The following is a 22066-nucleotide window of genomic DNA, read 5'->3' on the forward strand; positions in this document are numbered from 1 at the left end:
AGCCTCGGTTCTAACCAAAGCTCAAGATCTCAGCCTAACCCTGTGGGAGTGAGCCTGCTCTCGATAGCGGTGGGTCAGCTGGCAGCAATGCTGAATGTACCGCCGCCATCGCGAGCAGGCTGACTCCTACATTTTGATCTGCGGTTGTCCTCGATTTTTGTGGCACTGCCAATCCCCTGTAGGAGTGAGCCTGCTCGCGATAACAGTGGGTCAGCTTGCATCAGTGCTGAATGTACCGCCGCCATCGCGAGCAGGCTCACTCCCACATTTTGATCTGCGGCTGTCCTCGATATTTGTAGCGCAGCCAATCTCCTGTAGGAGTGAGCCTGCTCGCGATAGCGGTGGGTCAGCTTGCATCAGTGCTGAATGTACCGCCGCCTTCGCGAGCAAGCCCGCCCCCACAGGTTTGGGGCTTGACTCAGGCTGTAAAGTCGCTGGCGTGCAGCTCCTTGACGCCCACCAGTTCGAACTCGAACTCGGGGGTGGCATCGGCGTTGACACTGCCGTAGAGAATGCCATCGGCAAAGCGCAGTTGGCCGGTGGCGTTGGCAGGGTCGAAGGCATTGCTGCCGATGAATGTGAAGGCGTCGACAGTGGCGGTCAGCGGGTTGGCGTCCAGGCCGGTGAAGTCCAGATGATCACCCTCGGTGGTCTTGAAACCGTTGATCACATCGCGCAACGCCCCGACGCCCATGTCCGACAGCGCACCAAATGCGTAGGTATCCGCGCCTGTGCCACCGGAGAGGTTGTCGGTTCCGGCTCCGCCGATCAGCCGGTCATCGCCCGAACCGCCCACCAGCGTGTCGTTACCCGCGCCCCCGTTCAGAACGTTCGCGGCGCTGTTGCCGGACAAACTGTCGGCGTAGGCGCTTCCCGTCAGGTTTTCGAAGTATTTCAAGGTGTCGAGCCCCGAACTCACAGTGTTTTGTTGCGCTGACGTCGAGAGGTTTACGGTAACGCCAGACAGGGCGCTTTCATAAGACACCGTGTCAATGCCATCGCGCCCGTCCAGCACGTTGTTGCCGGCTCCGGCGAACAATGTGTTGTCCAGCGCGTTGCCCGTGCCATTGGCGGCACCAGTTCTATCGACATACAGATGCTCGACATTGTTGCTGAGGGTATAAGCCGTCAGGCTGCTATGTACACGGTCGATCCCCCCAGACACGGCATTGCTGCTGATCTCGACCACGCTGTCGCCGGCGTTGTCGACATAGTAGGTGTCGTTGCCATCGCCGCCGGTCATGGTATCGGCCCCTGTCGCACCATTGAGCACGTTATTGGCGGCATTGCCGGTGATGAAGTTTTCCCGCTCATTGCCGGTACCGTTGATGTCCGACACACCGGTGAGCACCAGGTTCTCGAGATTGGCGCCCAGGGCCCAACTGACCGAGGCCTGTACCGTATCGATCTGCGAGGTCGAGGTGTTGCTTTCCACCACGCGGTCGGACGCGCTATCGACTACATAGATGTCGTTGCCATCGCCACCGGTCATAGTGTCGGCGCCCAGGCGTCCATCGAGTGTGTCGTTGCCCGAAGTGCCCACCAGGGTATCTGCCTGGTCGGTACCGGAAATCATGTTCTGAGCGTTGTCGAAAATGTCCTGCACGCTGTTGTTGTCATTAGGGTTGCCCTGGAAGCCAAGGTCGCTGGCGATGTAGTCAGCCAGACGCTGGCCGACGATTTCCGCCGATTCTTCGTGCAGGTGCCAGACGTCGTCGGGATACGCCTGCGGGTCGACTTCGTGGCGCAATGGGAGGTCGGTGTAGTCCACCGCCAGCTTGACATCGCTGCGCTCGGCGGCGATGGCTTCCTGGGCGGCGCGAACATAGCCAACCCCCTCGACGATGGAGGCAATCTTCTCTTCCGAATAACCGCGGGTACGCGCAGCGCCCTGATCGTAGTGACCGGTTTCCATCATGTACACGCTGAAGTTGCCGAGCTGGGCATGCAGGTAATCAAACACCTTCAGGGTCGCGGCCTTGTAGGCCGCCGCTGCCGCTGCTTTGTCCGTGGCGCGGCCGATCTCCTGGGCGGCTTCCTCGCCCTGGCCCCAAATGATGCCCATGGTGACGTTATCGATGGATTGCAGTTCGGTGAGCTGTTCGCGCAGCAGCGTCTCGGCGCGCAACAGCGCAGGCCCGGGTTGGTTGGTGTCGGTCAGCCACCAGCACAACTTGAGTTCCTCGGCGCTGAGGGTCGACAGGCCGGTGACCGTGCTGCCGCCTACCGCGAGGTCGATGCCGTTGCCATCGGCGTCGTTGAACTGGCTGCGCACGTCATAGGTGGTGTAGCGGTCCAGGTCGTTGACCAGCATCGAGGTGCCGGACTGATTGTCGTCTTCCGTCATGCGCAGCAGGCGTGCATTGGATTGGCCGAGGACAGGCAGGTAGAGGATGTCCTGCTGAGCACGTTCGCCGAACACGAAATCACTGGCGGTCAGGGTGTTGAGGTAGTTGCCGTTGAGGGCGATTTCGAAGCGATTGCCATTGGCGTCGACTTCGGCGGATTTGATGTAGGTCTTGTCGCCGGCCGCGTTGAGGGTCATGTACAACGTGCCATTGCTGCCATCGCCGAGGCCGAGAATGCCCAGGGCCGACACATCGATCTTGTCGACGCCCACGGTGAAGTCATAAATGGTGTCGGTGGCCGTGACACCGCCAGTGCCGTAATTGCGGTAGCTGTCGAGTAAGTTGGTGTAGCGGAAGGTGTCGGCACCGTCGCCGCCGTACAGCGAATCGCGTCCGGCGCCACCGTCGACAATGTCCGCGCCAGTGCCGGCCTTGATTGTGTCGTTGCCACCGAGGCCGAGGATCAGGTCTTCGCCCACCGTGCCGTTGAGGCTTTCAGCGTTGTTGGTGCCGGTGATGGTGTTAACGGGGGCGGGGGCATCGGCCACCGCCAGGGCGAAGCTATCGCTGACCGATGCACCGGCTGGGTCCGTGGCTTTGACCAGCACGTTGTAATTGCCGGAGGCGGTGCTGGTCGGCGTACCGGTGAAGGTCAGGTTGGTGGCATTGAAGCTCAGCCAGGCGGGCAGGGCGCTACCATCGGCCAGGGTCGCGGTGTAGCTGAGGCTGTCGTTATCCGGATCGGTAAAACTGGTGGCCGGCACCGCGTAGTTGAACGGGGTGTTTTCGGTCGCGCTCTGATCCAGCAACGCCGTTGCCACCACCGGCGCATGGTTGACCGTTGGCGAAGTGGCAAAGACAAAGTTGGCGCTGGTCAGCGTGTTGAGGTAGTTGCCGTCCAGTGTCACTTCGAAGCGGTTGCCATTGGCGTCGGCGGTCAGGGACTTGATGTAAGTCTTGGTGCCGGCACTGTTGAGCACCGCGTACACGGTGTTGTTCTTGCCATCCCCCAGGCCGGTGAATCCAGTGGCCGAGAGGTCAATCTTGTCGGCGGCGATATCGAAATCGGTGATCACGTCGCTAAGATTGGCACCGCCGGTGTTGTAGTTGCGGTAACTGTCCAGGCGATTGGAGAACGCAAAGATGTCCGCGCCAGTGCCGCCGGTGAGGGAGTCCATACCGGCACCGCCGTCGAGCTTGTCGTCGCCCGCGCCACCACTGAGGCTGTCGTTGCCCGCCAGGCCGAGCAGGGTGTCGGCCGAGTCGGTACCCAACAGCGAGTCGCTGCCGCTGGTGCCGGTGATCACTCGGTTGAAGATGAAATTGCTGGCGGTCAGGGTGCTGGCCAGGTTGCCCGAGAGAATCAACTCGAAGCGATTGCCGCTGGCGTCGGCATCGTAGTCCTTGATGTAGGTGCGGTCGTTGCTGGCGCTGTAGCTGACCTGCAAGGTGCCGCCACGGCCATTGCCCAGGCCGGTGAAACCGAGGCCTGCGAGGTCGATCTTGTCCTGGGTGACGTCGAAGTCGGTGATGGTGTCATCGAAGCTTGTGGTTGCGTTGCGATAACTGTCGGACTGAGCGACGTAACGGAACGTATCGGCGCCGGCACCGCCGGTGAGTTTGTCGAGACCGGCACCGCCCACCAGAATGTCGCCACCGGCCCCACCATTGATGGTGTCGTTGCCGGCAACGCCATAGAAAATCTCGCTGGCGGCACTGCCCAGCAGGGTGTCGTTGCCAGCCGTGCCTTGCACGGTGGTCATCGGCACCGTGGCGCTGACGTAGCTGCCGTCACCATAGACCAGCGTGGCACCGTTGCTGGTGTGGCTGATGGTGTTGCCGATGATGGCGTTGCGATCCGTGCCGTCTTCATTGCGCTCCGCAACGCCGTAGGTCGACAGGTTGCTGCCGGTGATGATGTTGCCCTGGATCGTGTTATCGCTGCCGTTGAAGTACTTGCCGGACACGCCCAGGGTGTCGTTGTAGGACTGGATGATGATTTCCGGTACGGGGTTGCCCAGGGAGTTGTTGGTGAGCGTGTTGTCGATGACCTCGACGTGGTTACTGCCGTAAATGCGAATCCCGGCGCTGGCGTTGTCGTGAATATCAACGCCGCTGACGGTCACCTCGCTGGACATTTTGATCAGCACCCCTTCGGCGCCGTTGCCGTACACCTCGCCACCGGTGATGGTGATATTGCTGGGGGAGGGGATGTCTTCGCTGCCGCGCTGCACCACGATGCCATTGCCGCCATTGTTGTAGGCAATGTTGTTGGTGAGGGTGAAGTCGTGGGTACTGGTGACAACGTTGAAACCGTGGCGGTCGTTGTCGTAGGCGACGTTGTTTTCGAAGGTGCTGTCGCTGAGGAAGTCAGCCACGAAACCGTCCAGGCCATTGCCGTGGGACACGCTGTTCTTGATGACCATGTTGACGGTCTGCTCGTGCGGGTCGAAACCGTACCCGGAGCAATCCTTGATTTCGACGCTGTCGAGGGTGACGTTGGAGTCGTAGCCTTCTTCGCCGGGAATGTAGCCATTGAACCAGCCGTCGATCTTGCCCGTAGTGCTGTCACGGTTGCCATCAATGGTGAGATTGCTGACGCCGAAGTCGTGGGTTTCCTCGCCATAGGCAGAGCGGATGACCCCCGTGATCTTGGTGTCGGAGCCGTCAGCCACTTTGACCGTAGTTGCGCCCATGCCGTCGCCGTACAGGTAGACGTTGCTCTTGAGCATCAGGCAACCGTCGGAGGGTTCTTCGCCTCCCGAAACGATATAAGTTCCGGTCGGCATATACACCTGCCCACCCCCTGCGGCGGCCGCTGCATCAATTGCACTTTGTATAGCCGCGGTGTCGTCAGTGATGCCATCTCCTTTGGCGCCAAAATTTTGTACGTTAAAAATCATATGCTTATCTCCATATCAGGCCGAAACTACGATAAATGCCAATATTCCATCGGCGGCTACCGTGTTATGACCCGGTGGAGCGCAAAAGTTGTGACCACATATCGGGGAAGTGTCAAAAAACCGAACTAACTGATCAGCGGTTATGCGGTCTTTCGAAAAAACAACGTTCTATTGACGCTGGGTCAGGTAGCGCGAGATGCCGTATGTCGTCCCCGGTGAACGTCTCGCCAGTTGGCAGTCTCTACCGCATACAGCCCTTGGAAACGGGTGCCATGTACGAAGACCGGAAATCACAAGCGCTAGCCACGTGGCATAACTTGCTGGATTGCTCTGATATCCGCATGACTGCGCAGGAGCAATATGAAGAATTGCTCCGACTGGTAGAGGTGTACCTGAGACAAGGTTTCATCGACCGAGAGGAGCGAAAGCGCCTGGTGACTGAGGCGACCAAACGTTATGCCCAGGCAGTGGAAGGCGTGAGAATTGGAAGATAGGGAATAAGCGGCAAGCTGATAGCTCTCGGCCCGGGCCTGATGCCCGGCTTGCTATTGCTTTCGTGTTCGCTGCTACCTTTTCTCAAAATGATTGGCCGAGTAGCGGGGAGCAACAGGGCTGACACGATCGAGGTCGTTGCGCAGATCCGAGATAAGGGTCTCGATGGCAAAACCGTTGTTGAGCGGGGCAATCGGGATCCCGGTGACCGTCAGGATTTCCTGATTCGAGGTGCCCTGATAAAAACGAACGGTCAGCGTTGCCGGTGGATCTACCGTACAGTCGCAGCGTGTCGGCAGAAAGCTTTGCTCTACGAGATGGCGCAGTTCCAGAGTCGATAACATGGCGACATACCTTGACGGGAGTCAGCCAAATGACTTTTGTCAGACGTGGATGGGGAAGCTCCTGGAAAGTAGATGCTTGGTGGGCTCCCTAAACACATTTGGCCAGGAGCCCCTCATCAAGTGTATTCCTCAAGCTCCCGGAGGGATTAGACCGTTTTTCTCTGGCAGCCTTGAAAGGTGGCGCATTCGTCGCGGTCGTTCAGAGAGGTTTTTTTGTTTATCTCGCCAGCTGCCGCCCAGACGTGTACTCGGATCCCTTCAAACATCCAAACATCCGGCTACCACCCCTTTCACGCTGCACAGGGCACGATGAAGGGGAACCGCTCGCGCGCAAGTTGATCCAGGTCAAACGGCATCTGTCTATCGGCGCCATGATTTTGGTAAACATGGGCGAGAGGTCCGGTCATGACAACCAACAAGCTTGTCAGCAGGATTCACGCGGTACACGACTGGTGCTCGGGCAAAGGCTTGGCACTCGGGCACCTGCATCGGTCGGGCACCAGGCCCTGGAAACGCAAGGCAATCATCCTGCTGTCGATCCTGCTGGCGCTGGCGATGGCTTATCTTGCAACGTTTCAATTCGCCTCTCGCGCCATGCAGGATTTGATAAGTACGTGCACCGCGAGATTCGAGATAGAGCTTGAGAATGCCGGCATAGAGTCCCTTACAAATACCTTGCTTCGATCTTTGTGTGAATGCCTGGCACACAAGCTCCTCGACAAAAACGGTATGGTGCGCCTGGCGTTGGTCGATAGGCACAGGCTTGATCCTCTAGCCCTTGAACCTGTGACGGAGGAGGACGGTTCGGACTGTATCAATGCCCTGTGAGCGCCTGACGGTGGGCTGGCCCATGTAGTTCAGCCGTGATTTCCTAGAGGTGATAGCGCGATTGCACAAGGCGCGTGATCTGTTCCAATGCATTCTTGGGCGCCAGTGTTCTGTCTGTTTCAATAAGGTGTGTCTTATTGGCAAGCACATCGTCCCGAATCACCTTGCGGAACCAATTGGAAAAATCCCCCGCATCCATATGTTCGCGAAGGGGGAGGTCCGCAAGCTGCGATGACGAGGACAAAAACTCAGTCAGGTTCGAGGCACTTTGGCCAAGAGTAGGAAAGTGGAATGAATGCCATGCGCCGACATCCCCAGCGACGTACTTGCCGCTGTGGCGATGGTGCTTTTGATTGGGCTGAACCTGATTGAGCAGGGTCACCTCATCGCCTTCATGAAGGTTCCAGAGACAGGCATGTTCGAGGCCTGGAGAGCGTTCCGGAAACTCGGGACTCCGGCGCCGCATGCGTTTGGCGAACTGTTCGGCCAACTCCCTGGCGGTGCTGCCTAGTGGCACCAGCACGTCTACCCCCTCAAGGAGGGCTGGGCATACCTGATCGAAGTCGAGGGCAACGATGATTGCACCGATGTTTCCGAGAAAACCGGGCGGCCAATCGGCACAGTGGGGAAGCATGTAATGAGCTTCGTCCACTATCAGCCAGTACGGCCGACCTGAAGCGCTGCGAAGATGCTGGATAAAGGGCAGTAGTTCGCCGAACAGTTGCACTCGTGCTGCCGGATCCAGAGCAAGGGCGCTGACCACTACATTGAGCTGCGCCTGTAAAAGGTGGTGGACCGACTCTTCTGTCGTCGGAGGGACGGTCAGGCCACCAACCGTTACCGCATTGTCCAGGGTCAGATAGTCACCCTCGGGATCAATGATGCAAAATCCCTGGTGAGCCTCGACCATACGTTCGGTCAGCCAAGTGATGTAGCTGGATTTGCCAGAGCCCGAATTTCCAATGACCAGCATCACCGATTCTGGAGCAAGCCATACCAAGCGTGCATTGGTGGTCTGGCCCAACTGGATCCCGGTGCGCTCGACGGGAACCAGCCTGGCGTCTTTTTCCAGCAGCATGTCCACCAATTCACAGACCCCTTGATCGGGGCATCAGGATGGAATCATTAAATCCCTATGTGTTAGTAAAACGTTGAGCTTTGTCAGTATTTGAGGAAACAGCGGGGCGCTGAAGGCGGACTCGGCATCCAACCACCAGGCTTCGATAACGCTTGATGTCCTGAGCAAAGTGCAACAGAACACCACTGAAATCCGCAAACAGACCGTTTTACCAAAGCGCCCCTCATTCACGTTCTGTCATCGGTTGTTTTCGCCCTGGTATGCAACCACTCCTGCCAGGCTTCTTGGTATTTTTCATCCGCCCGTTTTTTTGCGTCAGAAAACTTATGGATGATCTGAGTCGAAACGGGCTCGCTCAACAGTGCGTAGGCTTGATCGTTCAGACGGTCGGCTTCAAAAAACAACGCCTTGCTGCGGCTGATCGATTCAAGGTTGGCTGCATGCTGCATGGCTGATTCATTGATGGCCATGGTCGTACTCCTTCTGGAAGCACAAAAAGGTGAGCTGGGTGTCCTGATCCCCCTCAACTTTCCATATTGAGACAACCGCGCCCGGTTCTATTCGTCACGTGTCCAGTTGACGCTCCAGGGCATGCTCGGCTGTGACCGAATAGCAGCTTCCTTCGACGTTCACCCCGCTGAACACACCTTGTTTTCTACATTTTCATTTGGACTCGGTTTCTTGCTGCGCGAATTGATCTTTGTCAATTCCGGGGCGTGAGCTGACAGTCGGTTATCCGGGCGGCTTGGGGCTTGGAGGCGTTGTCAATTTGTTGATAAAAGTCAACGTCGCTCGGGCCATTTCATAGAAGCTGCCAAAACACACTTGTTGTAAACCCGGCCTGGAGAGCACCCTGATGGCTCACACTAAAATCGTGTTTCGTGCTGCAGCTCGCGAGAAAATCCTGAGTGGCGCCACACAGTTGGCGGACGCCGTGCGCGTGACGTTGGGGCCGAAATCAAAATCGGTATTGATCCAGAACAAGTGGGGCAATCCGACGGTCTGCAATGATGGCGTCACGATCGCCAAACGCATTGACCTGCTCGACCCCGAGGAAAACCTGGGCGCGCAAATGCTGCGTCAGGCAGCCGAGCGCACAGGCGATGCGGTAGGGGACGGAACCAGTACGTCAACGGTGCTGGCCCATGCAATCCTGGCCGATGGCATCCGCAACGTCGTTGCCGGGGCCAGTGCGATCGACCTCAAGCGCGGCCTGGATCGTGGGCTGTTGCTGGTCGTGGAATCCCTCGCAACCCAGTCGCGCCCAGTCAGCACTCCCAAGGAAAAGGCCCAGGTCGCCACGCTGTCGGCGCATAACGATGCCGTCATCGGTCAGCTGGTGGCAGACGCCCTGGAAAAGGTCGGCGTTGAAGGCGTCGTCAGTGTCGAGGAGTCCAAGACCACCGAAACTGTGGTCGAGGTCATGGAAGGCATGCGGTTTGACCGGGGTTATGTCTCACCTTATTTCGTCACCGATGCCGAGAAGATGCAGGTCGAACTCGATGATGCCTACTTGCTGCTCTGCGACCATAAAATCGGTGCACTCAAAGACTTACTCCCATTGCTTGAGCTCGTTGCCAAAAGCGGGCAACCGCTGGTGTTGATCGCAGACGACATCGAAGGTGAGGCGTTGACCACACTGGTCGTCAACCAGATAAGAGGTGTTTTGCGAGCGGTGGCAATCAAGGCGCCAGGCTTTGGTGATCGGCGCAAGGAAATGCTTCAGGACATGGCCGTTCTGACGGGTGCAACGGTGGTTTCCAACGAACTGGGCGTCACCCTCGAACAGGTGGAACTGAACCAGTTGGGACGTGCTCATCGAGTCGTGGTGCAAAAAGACAGCACTGCGCTGATAGGGGGCGCCGGTACACACGAGGCCATCGAGGCGCGTTTGCAGCAGATCCGCGCACAAATGGACACCACCACCAGCGAATACGACCGTGAAAAGCTTCAGGAACGACTGGCCAGGCTGTCTGGAGGTGTCGCGGTGATCCGGGTCGGGGCGCCTTCCGAAGCCGAAATGAAGGCGCGCAAGGATGCACTGGATGATGCTATCTCAGCGACCCGGGCGGCAATCGCCGAGGGCATTGTCCCGGGGGGTGGTCTTGCGCTGCTCAAGGCCGTCCCGATTATCGCAGCCGAAGAGGCCCGCTATGAGGGGGATGCCAGGACCGGCTTGCAGATTCTTCGCCGAGCGCTGGAAGCCCCGGCCAGACTCATCGCTGAAAATTCGGCAGTGGATGCCGGCGTCGTGGTTGCGCGCATGCTTGCGGAACCTGGGAACATTGGCTTCGATGCGTCCGCCAATTGCTATGTCGACATGTACGAAGCCGGCATCATTGACCCGACGAAGGTGGTGCGTGTTGCCCTCGAAAATGCTGTTTCAGTCGCCAGTATCTTGTTGCTGACAGAGGCGACCATGACTGATATCCCGGAAAAGGAATCACCTGCCCAGCCACCGTTCCCTGAGTGATGGCTGTGAAAGGGGTAACGCTCACGTATACGAAGACGTCTCGATTAACGCCAGGTGACTGAGCAGCGGATTTTCGCCGTGCAGGTAATTCAGTGCCTGGTGCATCAACTGCACAGCTTTTTCTTTTTTCTCGTAACGCTTGGCCGGATCGGCATGACGTAGCGCTGCACTCGCAAGGGAGAAGCAGCGCGTGGCAGCCCGCAAAGAAAGGAAAAACGCCAAGGGTTTGCAATCTTCCTCCCAAACACAGTGGTTGATGTAACTGGACAACAGACGCGCACCTAACCTGTTCAGGCCATGGTGTTGCAGGTCCATCAGCACAAACGCCAGGTCGTAGAGCACATCGATGCAGGCAAGCCGCTCACTGAATTCGATGCCATCGAAGAGTGTCGGCTGACCATCGAGCAGGCAGATATTGGCCAGGCGCATATCACCATGGCAGCGGCGAACAAGCCCCGCGCGGCGACGAGCCTCAAGGCCCGCGCTCAACGATTGCAACTGGGTCCGGGAGCTGTGTGCAATCGCCGTGACGGTCGCGATGTCGAGGATAGATGGGTAGCGAGACATTTCCCGATGGTTTTTCTCTATTTCTTCATGCAGGTTCTTGGTGCGGCCGAAAGCCGGAGTGATTTGTGCGCTCGCATGAAAGCGAGCGATCTCAGCCCCCAACTGTTCGATTATCGGTTCGGTCAGATGTCCTTCAACGGCCATGCGGTCAAATAGCCGATCCTGAGCGAAACGACGCATCACCACGAGCCAGTCAACCGCCTGTCCGCAACCGTTGAGCGCCAGCTGGCCATTCGCCTGGCGATTGATCGAACACAGGCTCAAATACAGCGTCGGCGCTGTTCGTCGATTGAGTAGTAACTCGGCCTGACAGGCGTTTTTGCGGTTTTGCAGACTGAGAAAATCCAGCTCGGCAAACGCCACGGCGCGTTTGAGTTTGTAGGCACGGTCGGCATGCAGAAAGATCACCGAACCATGGGTCTCGATACGCTCCACTGGCTGGTTTGACGTGCCATAGCTGGACGGTCTGGAGAGAAAGGCTATGACCTCGTCTTGCAGGTTGTTCATTCTTGCCTCCACGCCGTGTGCGGGCTTTTTGGCAGTGTGAAGAAGGAGGCCCCGCTCCAATTGATATTGATCAAGTACGGTGCAATGAAAGGCTGCGCATCTTACGGCGGGCCTCACGCCGGTATTTGATATTTATCAACGTCAGGCACAGTCCAGGGGAGCAACCTGAATCAACGCTGGTGCCAGGTCCGGCGTGGACGCAACGGCTGAGTCCTTCGAGGCCAGCGGCAGACGTTGAAGCCCTCTCTGCGTGGAGTCAGATCATGAGCCAGTATCAACAGTTGTTACTCATCACCCACCTGGCCCTGCGCCATTCTCCGGCAATCGACCATGGCGCAGCGCTCGCCAAGGCCAGCGGTGCACGTTTGCATATTGCGACGTTGATTCCTGCGTTGAAACTGTTGTCGCTGCTCGAAGAAGGCGACCGGGAAAAGGCTCGGGCGCGTTACCTGCAGGACCATCGCGATTGGCTTAAGGACCAGGCCAAACGACTGCGTGGAAGAGGGATCGAGGTGACCACCGAGGTGGCTTGGACTGATGACATGGAGCAAGACATCCTGGATCACGTCAAGGAATTGCAGCCTGACCTGTTGATCAAGGAAATCCAGCATGAATCTGCGCTCAAGCGCACGTTTTTCACCCCGCTGGACTGGCACTTGCTGCGCCACTGTCCGATACCGGTTTATCTGGTGGGTGGAGCTCACCATGCCCTGGCGCGCAAGATCGTGGCGGCGGTTGATGCGGCGGCGGATGGGCCTGAGAACAGCGAATTGAATGACCGCATAATCCAACAGGCTTCCAGCCTCGCCATACAGTGTGATGCCGAGTTGCACCTGCTGTATGCCTATGACATTCCGCAAGACTACCTAGAGGAATTGGGTGGTGGTTTAAAACTGTCTGAGCTGACCAAGGGGCTGCGTAAAGAGCTGGAAAAATCGTTCCTGAAATTCGCCGGTCGGTACGGTGTGCCTGCAAACCGTCGGCATTTTACTCTGGGACATCCCGTCTCGGCGCTGAGCGAGTTCGTCAACACGCACAACGTGGATGTGATCGTGATGGGCAGAGTTCAGTACCACGGGAGGGAGAAACTGCTGGGCAGCACGACCGAACATATTCTGTATCAGGTGCCTTGCAGCGTACTGGCGGTTTAAAGACGGACCGATGACGACTATCGACAACGGCGGGTCAGCGCTGCGCAAGGAATGGCCAGGAAGGGCAGTTGGCTCCGTTAAACAGTGCGCTCTCAAGGGGGCAACCATGCATCCGGCGGTCATCAAGAAAACCCTGGCCAACTTGCCGTTAGCGCCGAATTGGCTCGATAGCGTGCAAGCTCGGCAGGCCTTTTCCTGGGAGGTGGAAGCGCAGAACATCCATCTGATGCAGGTCAGATTAGCTGATCAGGACGAGCAGCTTCACCTGCTCAGACGGTACCCCATGCTCCATTTTCAGCCAGCAACGTGGCTATCAGGCCGGTGGTGTCGAGTATGTGCAAGTGCTGCGTCACGCACTCGGGGGGCAGGCGAAAGGGAGGCACGCTGTCAGAGATCGCAATCTGTTCGAAAAGCGGCTTGTCGAACTGATGACTGCCAGCAGTGAACAGGCCATGGGTCGCCGCTGCGAACAATCGGGTGGCTCCAGCCTTTTGACAGGCAAGGCCCGCATGCTTCAGCGTTTCACCGGTGCTGATCAGGTCGTCGAAAACGATGGCTGTCTTACCCGATACTTCGCCAACCAAGAGGGTGCCCGTCAGCGTCGAGTGAGCACGGTGCTTTTCCATCAGTGCGCTGCCCACTGAGCGTCCCAGATGTCGTTCGAGGGCCCGGCGAAACTGTTCGGCGCGCTTGGCTCCACCGGAATCAGGCGACACCGCCACTACGTCGGCGTCGCCGACGAACCTGGCGAAATGCTGGGCGAATAATTCTGTGCACTGCAAGTTCCACGTTGGAATGCGAAAGGCATTGTCGAACGCTGCCGGATTATGCACCTCCAGGGCAACCAGACGATCTACGTGGCAGGCTTCAATCATGGTCGCCAGGTAGCGGGTGATCGTTGGGTCTTGAGGTTGGCTGCGACGATCTTTGCGTCCGTAACAGAGGTAGGGAGTTACGACCTGCACATGGCGAGCGCCGGCATCCTTGAGTGCTCCGCAAAAGAACAACAGGCGACACAACTTATCGTTGGCGCTCTGTCGGTCATCCCCATACAAAGAATGGAACACCACGACCTCGCGACCGTTAACCGACGCCAGCGGTCGGCATTTATGCTCGCCATCTTCATAGTCGCGCTCTTCATGCAGGGCCAGTTGGCAGCCAAGCCGCTGCGCGACGCGGGTTGCATAGTGCTCACTGCCTTGCAGGGCAAAAAGAAGCGGGCGATCGGTGAGCATGTATTGGCTCCTTTGAGGCTTATCGAACAGTTGCGCCGTCATCGGGCAGCACCATGACGCAAAACTTCAATGCAGAATTCCATTTCGTAGGGCGGGACGTTGCATTCGACGATGTCATGGGCGGCAACTTGCAGATGCACGCCGATAATGTCGGCATGGATCGGTTGCTGGCAAACATGCCGGTCAACCAATACCGCAGTGTAGACCCGACGAGCCCCCAGTTGCGCCAAATAGGCACAGGTGCGCAGGAGTGAATGACCTTCAAAAAGCACATCGTCGACAACAAGCAGGGTGGTATGGGCAAGGTCCAGCTCGCCCAGAAGTGGGTTCTCGGTCAATTCCGTGTATGCATGCAGCACCTCGAGGTCATCGGCATAGCGCTTGACCTTCAGGGGGTAAAGCGGCAGTTCTGGCTGGCCGGTCTGACGCGAAAGATGCTGCTGTAAACGCTGTGCCAGAGGCTCGCCTCGACGTTGGATGCCAATCAGTGCCGCTTGAGTGGGCGGCAACAATATCGCCGCTTGGCGCGCCATCGCCTGCAGCACGCCATCGAGTTCATCGCTGTCGTACAAGCGTAACCGCTGATTCGCAAGCTGGGTCGGCATAGCCGTCTCCTATCGAAAATCGATGGGTCAATCATGATGCAGGGACTGCGCTGCTGGCAGCGTCCGGTGTGGTGGGGGCGTCACACCATCAAGGAACCGGCATGCATCAAAGTCCTGAGCACAGCAAAAAAAAATGCTGTTCCATTTTGCCAACGTAATCGCGCTTGGCTCGGCCCTATTGATATTGATCAAGTACGGTGAAATGAAAGTTCAATCCATGAGCGGCGTTGCTCCATTGATCGGTGTTACGCAGGGATTTGATATAAATCAACGCCAGGGCGACATCAACGGAGGACTCTGAATCAACGCTGGTGCCTGATCCGGCGCAGACGTTACGGCTGGCCACAGCAATGGGGCAGCGGTGGACGTCGAGTCCCATCTGCCTGGAGTCAGATCATGAGCCAATATCAACGCTTGTTACTCATCATCAACCCGGCCCTGCGCCACTCCCCTGCGATAAACCATGCGGCCGCACTAACCAAGGCTAGCGGCGCAAGCTTGCATATTGCCGCGTTCGTAAAGCCGTTGGAGATACTGTCACTGCTTGACGAAGGCGTGCAGGAAAAAACCCGGCAGAGCTACCTCCAGGACCATCGAGACTGGCTGACGAACCAGGCAACCAATCTCCACGCTCTCGGGCTCAAAGTGACAACGGAGGTGACGTGGGCCAATGACATGAAGCAAGACATTCTTGATCACGTCACGGAAATGCAGCCCGATCTGTTGATCAAGGAAGTGCAGCACGAATCGGCTCTCAAACGCGCGTTCTTCACCCCGCTGGACTGGCATTTGTTGCGCCACTGCCCGATACCGGTCTATCTGGTGGGCGGCGGCCATGCCTTGCCGCGCAAGGTCGTGGCGGCGGTTGACGCATCGGGTACAGAGCCGGCAAACAGCGAGCTGAATGAGCGGATCATTCAGCAAGCTACCAACCTGGCGTTGCAGTGCGATGCCGAGTTGCACCTGCTATATGCCTGCGATCTTTCGGGTGTCTATCTGGCGGACATGGGTGGTCTGGCGCTTTCAGACATCACCAAAGAGTTGCGCACAACCGAGGAACAATCGTTCATGAAATTGGCAGGACGGTACGGCGTTCCCTCGGACCGTCGGCATTTTGTTCTCGGACACCCGGTTTCGGCGTTGAGCGATTTTGCCAACGAGCAGCAGGTAGATGTGATCGTGATGGGCAGAGTTCAGTACCACGGCCTGGAGAAGCTGCTGGGCAGCACGACCGAACACATACTGTACCAAGTGCCTTGCAACGTTCTGGCGGTCTAGAATGGACACCCTTGCCCGTGGCTTCAGACGAAGAAGTCATCGATTTGTTAATGCGGTCCTGGCAGCGAGCGCCTGCCACCAGTGCCTCGACTCAGGGGAACGTCGATGATTGAGTTGAAAAGTCGGCAGCTGGACTTGAGGGATGTTGAGTTATCAGCCGATTTGCGTCTGCCGACCAGCGCCAGCGCTCTGGTGGTTTTCGTGCATGGCAGCGGCAGCGGTCGTACAAGCCCGCGTAATCAGTTTGTTGCTGAGTCGCTGGCCAAGCGGGGGCTGGCGTCGCTGCTGTTCGATCTGCTCACGGAGCCAGAGCAACGCCTGGACAATCTCACCCGAGAGCTACGTTTCGATATCGCCTTGCTTGCCAGGCGACTAGTGGAGGTCATCGACTGGGTCGGTAGGGATGTGGAATTAAACCCGCTACGAATCGGTCTGTTCGGCGCAAGCACCGGTGCTGCGGCAGCGTTGTTGGCGGCGGCCGTGCGCCCAGAGGCGGTGCATGCGGTGGTCAGCCGGGGAGGGCGCACCGACCTGGCGGGTATGGCATTGTCGCAGGTGAAGGCGCCCACTCTGCTGATCGTCGGCGCCCAGGACCCGGTGGTGCTCGAATTGAATGATCAAAGCAGTCATGCCTTGCAATGTGAGCAGCAGCTGGAAATCGTGGCGGGCGCAACCCATCTTTTCGAAGAACCGGGAGCCCTTGAGGAAGTCGCCAGACTCGCTGGCGACTGGTTCGAAAAGCATCTGCATGACCCCGACTGACAACTCTTGATCGGCCTCACCCGCCAAACGGATAGGTTTCGATTTCCGGTTTGCTCACAGGGCATCAAGCCCGCACGGATATTGCGAATGTAGACCTGAATGGCGCCTTTGCCTCTGACCTTGTAAATGCTCCGCGTGTAGCTAGGCTCCAGCCAAGGGGTGTCACCAGGCAGTTTTTTCAGAGGGAATTGAAACGTAGATGAGCGACGCGTATTGATCCGCTGAACGCAGGGGCGTAGATCATGGAAGCATTTGGCACGAAGAATATTTTCAACCAATCACATCTCACTCTTGCCCTCTGCGTAGCCGCGCTTATGGGTTGTACCAGTACGAGTGAAGAGACATCGCAAACAACGTCGCCGATGTCTGGTATCGCCATGGCGGACCAGGTTTGCGCCCAATGCCATGGGCTGACGGGGGAGTCGATTTCACCAACATTTCCCAAGCTGGCCGGTCAGCAAAAAGAGTACCTGATATTGCAGCTGGCTGACTTCAAGGACCATGCTCGCAGCGATAAAGCCGGGACTCAGTACATGTGGGGTTTTACCCATCTGACAGAGACCCAGATAGCAGAACTGGCAGATTATTTTTCAAGCCAGAGCCCCATGAAGGCTGATGCCGATACACCTGATGCGCGCGGTGAATTGATCTTTCTCAAGGGTTTGCCCGAATCTGGCGTCCCACAGTGCAGTTCCTGTCACGGTGTTGACGGCCAGGGCAATGGTCGGTTTCCTCGCCTGGCCGGCCAACATGCAAACTATATGAGTCGCCGGATCAAGGTTCTTCAACAGACCGACCAGCACAGCAGTGACACCCTGATGAAGCAGGTGAATCATTCACTGTCTGATGCAGATGCCGAATCTGTCGCAAATTACATGGCGACACTCGGGGCAAAAAAATAGTGGCTTCTGCTGTTTTCCGGTGGGTGGGTGAGCTTCTTTCAGTCAGCCAGTTCTTCCGGTGAAACCACCCACGCGCTGCACGGCATTTTGTACAGCAGCTGTTCCACCGTACTGCCGATCAGTCGGCCCATGCCACGATGGCCAACACGTCCCATGACGATGACATCGATGTCATAGGCATTCGCATAGCTGGAAAGGACCTTGGCCGGATTGCCCATGATCATGTGCTGGCGTTCCGACGGGATCCCGTTGCGCTCGGCCAGCTCGCGAAAGGCATCGCCTTGTGCATCGAACAGCGTCTTGGCGGTACCTGAGGAAAAGAATGCAGAGGCGTTGTCGAAGCCGAATTCGTCGGCGCTAATGGATGAAAGGTCATGGGCGTAGATCACATCCAGCGTCGCATTACAGGTGCTTGCCAGTTTCGAGGCCTCGCGCAGAATCCGATCATTGAAATCTTTGTACTGACCAGCACGATGGAACGGATCCACTGCGGCGACGATCTTGCGCGGGAGGGCGTGCTGCACGTGACTGACGAAATGCAAAGGCACGGGGCATTCGCGCAGTAAATGAATATCAAGGGGCGTGAACATCAGGCGCGACAGCAGCGATTCGTATTCGAGTGCCTTGATCAGTGCGGTCATCGGCTGTTCTTTGAGGTGAATGAGGATTTCCTGCAAGGGTCTTTCCACCCAGACCACTTCAGTGGTGACGTGCACTCCGATTTTTCGTAAGGGACGGGCCTGCTCTTCCAGCCATTGACGATGGCGCTCGACATACCCGAGTCGCATCTGCTCCAACGCTTGTTCGTTGACCATGCCGGCGGTCGCCAGCCCTTCGAGGTAATCGAATGCCACGATATGCAGTGCCGCACCCGAAGCCTTGGCCAACGCCCCGGCCCGGTCGAACGCGGGGCTGTTTTCCATCAGGGGGGAGACGACCAGCATTAAACGTGATTGCTCAGACATGACAAATCTCCTGTAGGTAATCCGGAAACGCTTGCGCTCATTGGCGGGCAGTGAAGTCTTAGGCTCATCCTGCCGCTGACCGGGGAGGCGGGATTGATTTTTGTCAAACAGGCGGGGGATGGAAAAATGCCGTCCGACGCGCGGTTAGTCGCGCCGAGCCCATCATGAAATGGTTGACCATTATCAACCTCCCGTCCGTCATTGCGGCGCAGTCTTGGGTGCGTGCTGAACTCAAGCGCAAGAATGAGACGGGAGGGATCGTCATGGCGAACATGAGAGCGGGGCATCCATGATCGAAAACCTGGGCTTGGCGGGAGTGGCCGCTGCGCTGGGGATCGGCATGCTCATCGGTCTTGAACGCGAACGGCACAAGGGGCGAGGGGACAGCCGTGCCTGTGCCGGCTTGCGCACGTTTGCGATTACCGCGTTGTTGGGTTACGGGGCAATGTTGGTCGGAGGTGGTCTGCTGGTGGGGATCATGGCTTTCGGCCTGGCGATGCTGGTTTGCGTGACGTATTGGCGAAGCTTGAGTAACGATCCGGGTGTGACCAGCGAAGTGGCGTTGCTCACAGTGTTGGTATTGGGCGCGTTATGTAGCACCGCGCCTGAGCTGGCCATCATCATGGGTGTGGTGATAGCTGCGCTGTTGATGTACCGGCAGAAGTTGCACCACTTTGCCCGCAGCCAACTGACCGAAGCGGAAATGCGCGACGGGCTGGTGCTACTGATTGCGGCACTGGTGGTACTGCCATTGACACCGGACCGTTTTATCGGCCCGTATGCCGCCATCAACCTCCGCACCATTTGCACCCTGACCGTATTGCTGATGGCGGTGGGTGCGATGGGCCATATCGCGGTACGTACCTTGGGCAGTCGTTACGGCTATGCGATCAGCGCCATCGCTTCCGGGTTTGCTTCCAGTACCGTAACGATCGCCGCCATGGGGCATCTCGTCACCAAAGAACCAGAGCACATCAAAACCCTGAGCGCCGCAGCGATACTGTCCAATCTGGCCACCGTCACCCAGGTTGGCCTGATCCTGGGGGCGGTCGATACCGGCCTGTTGCGTCATATGTGGGGGCCGCTGTTATGCGGTGCCGCTGCCACGGCGCTGTATGGCCTGGGCTTGATGTTTTTCACACCTGCGACCGGCGCGAACCAGCCGATCAAGGTGGGTGGTGCGTTCAATCTCAAGCTGGCCCTGATCGTCACGCTGACCATGACCGGCATCACTTTTCTGTCGTCAGTGATGCTCAGCCACTTTGGCGAGGCAGGGGTGATGTTGACCGCGACCCTTAGCGGATTTGCCGACGCGCATTCCTCGACGGCGTCCATTGCCTCCCTGGCCAAGGCCGGGCTGTTGCCTTTCGATGCTATTGCCGGCCCCGCGCTGACAGCTGTCAGTAGTAACTCGCTGAGCAAATGCCTGGTGGCCTGGGTCAGCGGCGGACGACGATTCGCCGCGTATGTGATCCCCGGCCAGGTGTTGCTGACACTGGCGATGTGGGTGGGCACCTTGTTGCACTGAGGTCGTGTATTGAGTTCTTACTCAGCATGTGGCGGCAGGAGGCTGAAACGGCAGGTATTGCCACCGGCTTGTTTTGCCTGGTACATCGCGCTGTCAGCCTGCCCGAGCAAGTCCTCGGCACTGACGCCTTCAGAGGGAAACAGGCTGATACCGACGCTCATGCGCATTTCGATACTCTGTGCCTCGATCATGAAGGGCTGATTGATCGCGGCGATAAGTTTATTGGCCAATGCCTCAAGCTGGTCGACTTGATCCGTGCCCGTGATCAGAATCGCGAACTCGTCCCCGCTTAAACGAGAGACAACGTCGGATCTGCGCACGGTCTGGCCCAAGCGTTCGGCCACCGCTACCAGCAGCTTGTCTCCACAGGCGTGCCCCAGCGTGTCGTTGACCGACTTGAAGCGATCCAGATCGATAAACATCAACGCCAACGACTGTTGATGTCTCGTGGCGTGGTCCATCGCCTGATCGAGCAGATTCAGAAACAACCTGCGGTTAGGCAACCCGGTCAGGGGGTCATGGAACGCCAGCTGCCGCATGCTGGCGCGTTCGTCATCCATCAACTTGAAGTTGTGCAAGATGGCGATGAAGTGCGTCACCACACCTTGATGATCGAGCACGGGGGTGATGACCTGATTGACCGTACAACTACCCCCATCCTTGCGTCGCTCGACCATTTCTCCCTGCCAGGTCAGGCCCGCCAGGAGCGTCAACCATAGGTCCCGATAGAAGGTAGTACTTTGTCTTCCCGAGGAGAGCAGGTGCGGGGTTTTCCCCACCAGTTCCAGTTTTGTATAGCCACTCAAGAGGCAGAACGCTTTATTGATCCAGACGATGCACCCCGTCCGCTCAGTGATCATTACCGGGTTTGTCGCAGCATCCAATGCTCTTACCAACAACTGCTGGTCATATTCGATCATTGCCCCTCCGACATTGCTATTGACACGTTAAGCCTTGATTCAGGCTAGGGCCATGGAGGAGGAAATCCGTTGATCAAGATCAACTTTAGCTGCCGTAATCAGCGTCGAACGGGACGCCGTTTCTGATAAAGATCAAGTCGCCTCCGGCAGGAACGTTCAATCTGGATACCTGTTCACTTCATCCAGATGGCCGCGTGCCAAGGTGCCCCATGTCGCAGACTCAACGTTTACTGCTAATAGCCCCCCCAGCCATGACCCGCACGCCCGCGTTCGACCGCGCCGCCGCGTTGGCACTCGCGATGCAATTGCCGTTGCACATCGTGGCGTTCGATTATTTGCAGGCCCTGGCGGTGGCTGGCCTGTTCGCCCCTGAACAAATCAACCTGGCCCGGGACGGCTATTTGCAAACCCATCGGCAGTGGCTCGCGGAGCAAGCCGGGCTGATGAGCAAACACGGGGTCGAGGTCACTAGCGAGGTGGTGTGGGTACAGCATCCTTATGAGGAGATTCTGCACTTCGTCAACGAGATGCCGCTGGCGCTGATCATCAAGGATGCCCAGGAAGAATCGGCATTGAAACGGGTGTTTTTTACGCCGCTGGACTGGCAGTTGTTGCGCGATTGTCCGGTGCCGGTGCATCTGGTGACCAATGCCCTCAACCCGCGCCCCCACAACGTACTGGCCATCGTCGATGTGTTGCGCGGCGAAGACCAGGACCTTGTCTTCAACGATCAGATTATCGACGCTGCGATCAAGCTCGCTGAACAGTGTGACGCCCGGCTGGAGCTGCTACATGTTTTTGACTGGACGGCCGTGTATGCCCAGGACATGGGATTTGGTGCGCTACCGCTGGCCGTCGGGATTTATGAAACGTTGGGCGTGGCTCAGGCCGAGGCATTTGCGGCCTTGGCAGAGCGTCACGGTGTGCCACCGGAATGTCGGCACTTCATCGAAGGCGCACCGGTGTCGAGTATTTGTCAATTTTCGGCAGACCACCGCACCGATGTCATCGTGATGGGAACGGTGCAGCACAAGGGGTTGAACAAGCTGCTGGGGACCACGGCCGAACAACTCCTGCATCGGGCGCCGTGCAGTGTACTGGCGATAAAACCAGGCAAGACTCTGCAATCCTGAAAACTTGGGTAGCCCCGCGATGAACCGTTGGCCGGAACATCGCGGGA

19 protein-coding genes are annotated in these 22066 nt (G+C 57.7%); 10 read left to right on the forward strand and 9 right to left on the reverse strand.

From position 1 onward, the window contains the following. Positions 1-418: 418 nt before the first annotated feature. Together AC3WP4_RS03205 and AC3WP4_RS03210 are read right to left on the reverse strand one after the other, a co-directional pair. Entirely contained in the window at positions 419-5251 is a 4833-nt protein-coding gene (locus AC3WP4_RS03205; protein WP_074876644.1) for a M10 family metallopeptidase C-terminal domain-containing protein, read from the reverse strand. A 566-nt stretch (positions 5252-5817) separates the two neighbouring features. Beyond that, positions 5818-6087, reverse strand: coding sequence for a DUF1652 domain-containing protein (locus AC3WP4_RS03210; protein ID WP_074876648.1), 270 nt, complete (start codon positions 6085-6087; stop codon positions 5818-5820). Positions 6088-6492: 405 nt separating this feature from the next. Here AC3WP4_RS03210 and AC3WP4_RS03215 point away from each other — a divergent pair, with 405 nt between their 5' ends. Continuing rightward, complete coding sequence (locus AC3WP4_RS03215) at positions 6493-6915, forward strand: hypothetical protein (RefSeq protein WP_102615499.1); 423 nt, start codon at positions 6493-6495, stop codon at positions 6913-6915. 43 nt (positions 6916-6958) lie between these two features. On the opposite strand, the gene AC3WP4_RS03220 is transcribed toward AC3WP4_RS03215, so the two are convergent. Together AC3WP4_RS03220 and AC3WP4_RS03225 are read right to left on the reverse strand one after the other, a co-directional pair. Beyond that, the gene (locus AC3WP4_RS03220) at positions 6959-7993 is read right to left on the reverse strand and encodes an AAA family ATPase (RefSeq protein ID WP_256581272.1); all 1035 of its coding nucleotides are present in this window, start codon (positions 7991-7993) and stop codon (positions 6959-6961) included. Between the two features lie 227 nt (positions 7994-8220). After that, positions 8221-8463: a hypothetical protein gene (locus AC3WP4_RS03225; protein ID WP_102615498.1), complete on the reverse strand. Its 243-nt coding sequence runs from the start codon at positions 8461-8463 to the stop codon at positions 8221-8223. A 386-nt stretch (positions 8464-8849) separates the two neighbouring features. On the opposite strand from AC3WP4_RS03225, the gene groL reads away from it, so the two are divergent. Continuing rightward, positions 8850-10466, forward strand: a complete 1617-nt coding sequence (gene groL, locus AC3WP4_RS03230; protein WP_102615497.1) for a chaperonin GroEL — start codon at positions 8850-8852, stop codon at positions 10464-10466. 21 nt (positions 10467-10487) lie between these two features. Here the strand turns inward: groL and AC3WP4_RS03235 are convergent, their stop codons facing one another. Further along, positions 10488-11540, reverse strand: coding sequence for a phosphotransferase (locus AC3WP4_RS03235; RefSeq protein ID WP_102615496.1), 1053 nt, complete (start codon positions 11538-11540; stop codon positions 10488-10490). Between the two features lie 263 nt (positions 11541-11803). Here AC3WP4_RS03235 and AC3WP4_RS03240 point away from each other — a divergent pair, with 263 nt between their 5' ends. Continuing rightward, a complete protein-coding gene (locus AC3WP4_RS03240; protein WP_102615495.1) occupies positions 11804-12691 on the forward strand; it encodes a universal stress protein in 888 nt (295 codons plus the stop codon). Positions 12692-12960: 269 nt separating this feature from the next. On the opposite strand, the gene AC3WP4_RS03245 is transcribed toward AC3WP4_RS03240, so the two are convergent. Both AC3WP4_RS03245 and AC3WP4_RS03250 read right to left on the reverse strand, forming a co-directional pair. Next, a complete protein-coding gene (locus AC3WP4_RS03245; protein WP_102615494.1) occupies positions 12961-13926 on the reverse strand; it encodes a ribose-phosphate diphosphokinase in 966 nt (321 codons plus the stop codon). A gap of 38 nt (positions 13927-13964) precedes the next feature. Further along, positions 13965-14531, reverse strand: coding sequence for a phosphoribosyltransferase family protein (locus AC3WP4_RS03250; RefSeq protein ID WP_102615493.1), 567 nt, complete (start codon positions 14529-14531; stop codon positions 13965-13967). Between the two features lie 133 nt (positions 14532-14664). On the opposite strand from AC3WP4_RS03250, the gene AC3WP4_RS03255 reads away from it, so the two are divergent. The 4 genes from AC3WP4_RS03255 (at position 14665) to AC3WP4_RS03270 (ending at position 17473) form a co-directional block, all read left to right on the forward strand. Then, entirely contained in the window at positions 14665-14832 is a 168-nt protein-coding gene (locus AC3WP4_RS03255) for a hypothetical protein (RefSeq protein ID WP_158242636.1), read from the forward strand. Between the two features lie 95 nt (positions 14833-14927). Beyond that, complete coding sequence (locus tag AC3WP4_RS03260; RefSeq protein WP_102615492.1) at positions 14928-15809, forward strand: universal stress protein; 882 nt, start codon at positions 14928-14930, stop codon at positions 15807-15809. Between the two features lie 105 nt (positions 15810-15914). Beyond that, entirely contained in the window at positions 15915-16571 is a 657-nt protein-coding gene (locus AC3WP4_RS03265) for a dienelactone hydrolase family protein (RefSeq protein WP_102615491.1), read from the forward strand. A gap of 242 nt (positions 16572-16813) precedes the next feature. Further along, entirely contained in the window at positions 16814-17473 is a 660-nt protein-coding gene (locus AC3WP4_RS03270) for a c-type cytochrome (RefSeq protein ID WP_102615490.1), read from the forward strand. A gap of 38 nt (positions 17474-17511) precedes the next feature. Here AC3WP4_RS03270 and AC3WP4_RS03275 read toward each other — a convergent pair whose 3' ends face one another. Next, a complete protein-coding gene (locus AC3WP4_RS03275; RefSeq protein WP_102615489.1) occupies positions 17512-18438 on the reverse strand; it encodes a universal stress protein in 927 nt (308 codons plus the stop codon). Between the two features lie 164 nt (positions 18439-18602). Between AC3WP4_RS03275 and AC3WP4_RS03280 the strand changes: the two genes are divergently transcribed. Further along, positions 18603-18731 carry a hypothetical protein gene (locus tag AC3WP4_RS03280; RefSeq protein WP_256581264.1) on the forward strand — a complete coding sequence of 43 codons (129 nt, stop codon included), beginning with the start codon at positions 18603-18605 and terminating at the stop codon, positions 18729-18731. Continuing rightward, complete coding sequence (locus tag AC3WP4_RS03285) at positions 18728-19966, forward strand: MgtC/SapB family protein (RefSeq protein ID WP_102615488.1); 1239 nt, start codon at positions 18728-18730, stop codon at positions 19964-19966. Before AC3WP4_RS03280 ends, AC3WP4_RS03285 begins: the two co-directional genes overlap by 4 nt. Positions 19967-19983: 17 nt before the next feature. Here the strand turns inward: AC3WP4_RS03285 and AC3WP4_RS03290 are convergent, their stop codons facing one another. Next, positions 19984-20886 carry a GGDEF domain-containing protein gene (locus tag AC3WP4_RS03290; RefSeq protein WP_102615487.1) on the reverse strand — a complete coding sequence of 301 codons (903 nt, stop codon included), beginning with the start codon at positions 20884-20886 and terminating at the stop codon, positions 19984-19986. Positions 20887-21095: 209 nt separating this feature from the next. On the opposite strand from AC3WP4_RS03290, the gene AC3WP4_RS03295 reads away from it, so the two are divergent. Next, a complete protein-coding gene (locus AC3WP4_RS03295; RefSeq protein WP_102615486.1) occupies positions 21096-22019 on the forward strand; it encodes a universal stress protein in 924 nt (307 codons plus the stop codon). The last annotated feature ends 47 nt before the right edge of the window (positions 22020-22066 follow it).

The sequence above is a fragment of the Pseudomonas sp. FW305-20 genome (assembly GCF_058788075.1).

Bases quoted from the DNA above. Each gene is read 5' to 3' on its own strand.
- AC3WP4_RS03205 (WP_074876644.1), bottom strand. From the start codon at position 5,251: ATGATTTTTAACGTACAAAATTTTGGCGCCAAAGGAGATGGCATCACT.
- AC3WP4_RS03210 (WP_074876648.1), bottom strand. From the start codon at position 6,087: ATGTTATCGACTCTGGAACTGCGCCATCTCGTAGAGCAAAGCTTTCTG.
- AC3WP4_RS03215 (WP_102615499.1), top strand. From the start codon at position 6,493: ATGACAACCAACAAGCTTGTCAGCAGGATTCACGCGGTACACGACTGG.
- AC3WP4_RS03220 (WP_256581272.1), bottom strand. From the start codon at position 7,993: ATGCTGCTGGAAAAAGACGCCAGGCTGGTTCCCGTCGAGCGCACCGGG.
- AC3WP4_RS03225 (WP_102615498.1), bottom strand. From the start codon at position 8,463: ATGGCCATCAATGAATCAGCCATGCAGCATGCAGCCAACCTTGAATCG.
- groL (WP_102615497.1), top strand. From the start codon at position 8,850: ATGGCTCACACTAAAATCGTGTTTCGTGCTGCAGCTCGCGAGAAAATC.
- AC3WP4_RS03235 (WP_102615496.1), bottom strand. From the start codon at position 11,540: ATGAACAACCTGCAAGACGAGGTCATAGCCTTTCTCTCCAGACCGTCC.
- AC3WP4_RS03240 (WP_102615495.1), top strand. From the start codon at position 11,804: ATGAGCCAGTATCAACAGTTGTTACTCATCACCCACCTGGCCCTGCGC.
- AC3WP4_RS03245 (WP_102615494.1), bottom strand. From the start codon at position 13,926: ATGCTCACCGATCGCCCGCTTCTTTTTGCCCTGCAAGGCAGTGAGCAC.
- AC3WP4_RS03250 (WP_102615493.1), bottom strand. From the start codon at position 14,531: ATGCCGACCCAGCTTGCGAATCAGCGGTTACGCTTGTACGACAGCGAT.
- AC3WP4_RS03255 (WP_158242636.1), top strand. From the start codon at position 14,665: ATGCTGTTCCATTTTGCCAACGTAATCGCGCTTGGCTCGGCCCTATTG.
- AC3WP4_RS03260 (WP_102615492.1), top strand. From the start codon at position 14,928: ATGAGCCAATATCAACGCTTGTTACTCATCATCAACCCGGCCCTGCGC.
- AC3WP4_RS03265 (WP_102615491.1), top strand. From the start codon at position 15,915: ATGATTGAGTTGAAAAGTCGGCAGCTGGACTTGAGGGATGTTGAGTTA.
- AC3WP4_RS03270 (WP_102615490.1), top strand. From the start codon at position 16,814: ATGGAAGCATTTGGCACGAAGAATATTTTCAACCAATCACATCTCACT.
- AC3WP4_RS03275 (WP_102615489.1), bottom strand. From the start codon at position 18,438: ATGTCTGAGCAATCACGTTTAATGCTGGTCGTCTCCCCCCTGATGGAA.
- AC3WP4_RS03280 (WP_256581264.1), top strand. From the start codon at position 18,603: ATGAAATGGTTGACCATTATCAACCTCCCGTCCGTCATTGCGGCGCAG.
- AC3WP4_RS03285 (WP_102615488.1), top strand. From the start codon at position 18,728: ATGATCGAAAACCTGGGCTTGGCGGGAGTGGCCGCTGCGCTGGGGATC.
- AC3WP4_RS03290 (WP_102615487.1), bottom strand. From the start codon at position 20,886: ATGATCGAATATGACCAGCAGTTGTTGGTAAGAGCATTGGATGCTGCG.
- AC3WP4_RS03295 (WP_102615486.1), top strand. From the start codon at position 21,096: ATGTCGCAGACTCAACGTTTACTGCTAATAGCCCCCCCAGCCATGACC.